The following is a 2,454-nucleotide window of genomic DNA, read 5'->3' as shown; positions in this document are numbered from 1 at the left end:
GTAAGCATCCGGGGAGTGCCGCGTGCGTGTTCAGGCGGCGTGAGTATGCTGGTGCTGTCCTGAGGTTTTCCAGTTCCATGGCAGGAGTTCGTGGAGGCGTGAGACCGGCTGATCATTGATCCGGGCAAGGACGTCAGCGAGCCAGGCCTGGGGATCGATGTGGTTGAGCTTGGCGGTGACGATGAGGGAATACATGTCGGCGGCGCGCTGCCCACCGCGATCGGAGCCGGCGAACAGCCAGGCTTTTCTGCCCAGGGCGATGCCGCGCAGCGCGCGTTCGGCGGCGTTATTCGTCAGGCAGATCCGTCCGTCGTGGAGGAACCGGGTAAAAGTCTCTGGCCTGCGCAGGATGTAGGCCATGGCTGCGGCAACAGGGGTCTTCTTCGACAGGCGGGCACAACTCTCACGCATCCAGGCCAGCAGGTCATCGACCATGGGCGCGATGCGCTCCTGCCGCACGGCGAGACGCTGCGCCGGGGTTGCGCCATTGATGGTGCGCTCGGCCTCGAAGATCGCATCGATCCTGCGCACGGCTTCCACAGCGAGCGGCGCCTTACCGAGTTCGGCCAGCTTGAACAGGCCGCGCCGCGCGTGAGCCCAGCATCCCGCCGATATGACGGGCGCGGGTCTGCGGTCAGCGTCGAACAGCCGGTTGTAGCCGCCATAGGCGTCGGATTGCAGGATGCCGCTCCAGCCATCGAGATGATCCGTGGGATGTTCGCCCTTGCGGTCGCGGGAGTAGCGGAACCACGCTACAGGCGGTGCGGGTCCGCCAAACGGCCGGTCATCGCGGACATAGGTCCACAATCGTCCGGTCACGGTGCGACTTTTTGCCAGCACCGGCACCGTGGTGTCGTCGCCATGCAGCCGTTCCGCCGCCAGCACATGGGCGCGGACCAGCGCGATCAGCGGCGCCAGGGTGGCGGTGCAGGTGCCCACCCAATCGGCCAGCGTCGAGGTGTCGAGATCGATCCCCTCGCGGGCAAAGGCCTCGCTCTGGCGGTTCAGCGGCAGGTGATCGGCAAACTTGCCGGTCAGGATCGTCGACAGCAGCCAGGGCCCGGCGCGGCCACGGGCGATCGGATGGAACGGTGCGGGCGGCTGGGTGATGCTCTCGCAGTCCCGGCAGGAGAATTTCTCCCGCACCGTCTGGATCACCTTGAACCGGCGCGGGATCACCTCAAGCGTCTCGGTAACGCTCTCGCCCAGCTTCGCCAGACGGGATGAACCACAGCATGGGCACTGCACGGGCGCCGGAATGACAATCCGCTCGCGCGGCAGACCCGCTGGAAAGGGCCGGCGCGCGGGACGCTGCCGTTCGGATCCCACTTCAGGCGAGACAATCGCGGCGCCCGGCACATTGGCCGGATCATCCTCGGCGATTGCCGTTTCCAGATCCTCGAGTTCGAGTTCCAACTGGTCGAGCAGACGCCGGCCGCGCTCCGAGGACGCGCCGAAGCGGTCCTGCCGCATCCTGGCGATCAGCAGCTTCAGGTGCGCGACCATCGCCTCGGCACCCGTGGCGCGCTGTTCCGCTTCCTGGCGTGCCGCCTCGGACGCCGCCAGGGCCGCCCGCAGGCGATCGATTTCCGACGTGCCGGTTTCCATGTCGGCTATAAAAACACGGATCGACCCGGTTGGGTACCAGCAACCGCGCTCAGCCCGCCAGTTCCGGCCGCCATGTGCGCTGCGGATGCCGCCAGTCGATCCCTTCCAGCAGGTAGCCGAGCTGGGCGGCAGAAAGAGCCACCACGCCATCCGCCGGCGACGGCCAGATGAACCGGCCGCGTTCCAGCCGTTTGGCGTAGAGCGACAGGCCCAGCCCGTCGTGCCAGATGACCTTGATCAGGTCCCCGCGCCGGCCCCGGAACACATAGAGATCGCCCGCGTGCGGATCACGGCCCAGGGTCTCCTGCACCCGCAGCGCCAGGCCCGGCATGCCAAGGCGCATGTCAGTCGAACCCGTTGCCAGCCAGACCCGGACGCCCGATGGAACCGGGATCATCGTCGCAGCAGCGTCAGCACACGCGCGACCAGATCCAGGTCCGTCCTGGTCGTCACGCGCAGGTGCAACCCGTCAGGCAGCACAATCTCCAGTCCCGTGTCCGCGCGCCCGCCGAGCAATGTCGGACCCGACGGCAAGGTCGGGAGCGTCACCGCCAGGAAGCCCCGATCCGTCCCGCCGCCCAACTCGCCCCGCCGCAACTGCCGCCGCCACGTCCAGAGCAGCGCCCGGCTGATGTCATGCTGCCGCGAAACCCGCGTCACGCTGTTGCCCGGCGCATCACATTCCGCAACCAGCCGGAGCTTCTCCTCCACGCTCCACCGCCGACGCCGCTCCACACCCGTGATGATTTCCATCCGATCTTCCGCTCTTAAAAACGTCCTTAAGCTCGCTCTTAAGATCAGAAATCACCATTCACCCCGGCAAGGCGCTCTTCACCGGAAGGATAC

The 2,454-nt window shown here is 67.0% G+C and carries 3 protein-coding genes; all 3 read right to left on the bottom strand.

Annotated elements, in window-relative coordinates; genetic code table 11:
• Positions 1 to 30: 30 nt before the first annotated feature.
• From tnpC to tnpA, 3 genes are read right to left on the bottom strand one after another with little or no spacing between them, the layout of a single operon-like run.
• On the bottom strand, positions 31 to 1,608 hold the full coding sequence (gene tnpC, locus HK28_RS12175) for an IS66 family transposase (protein ID WP_086644818.1): 1,578 nt from the start codon (positions 1,606 to 1,608) through the stop codon (positions 31 to 33).
• A 49-nt stretch (positions 1,609 to 1,657) separates the two neighbouring features.
• Positions 1,658 to 2,005, bottom strand: coding sequence for an IS66 family insertion sequence element accessory protein TnpB (tnpB, locus tag HK28_RS12170; protein ID WP_086644817.1), 348 nt, complete (start codon positions 2,003 to 2,005; stop codon positions 1,658 to 1,660).
• Entirely contained in the window at positions 2,002 to 2,361 is a 360-nt protein-coding gene (gene tnpA / locus HK28_RS12165; RefSeq protein WP_086644816.1) for an IS66-like element accessory protein TnpA, read from the bottom strand. The genes tnpB and tnpA overlap by 4 nt, the downstream gene beginning before the upstream one ends.
• Between the last annotated feature and the right edge of the window lie 93 nt (positions 2,362 to 2,454).

The sequence above is a fragment of the Acetobacter sp. DsW_063 genome (assembly GCF_002153745.1).
Taxonomy (GTDB): Bacteria; Pseudomonadota; Alphaproteobacteria; order Acetobacterales; family Acetobacteraceae; genus Acetobacter.
The sequence above is the reverse complement of the archived record's forward strand: the minus strand, read 5'-3'. Positions and strand labels throughout refer to the sequence as shown.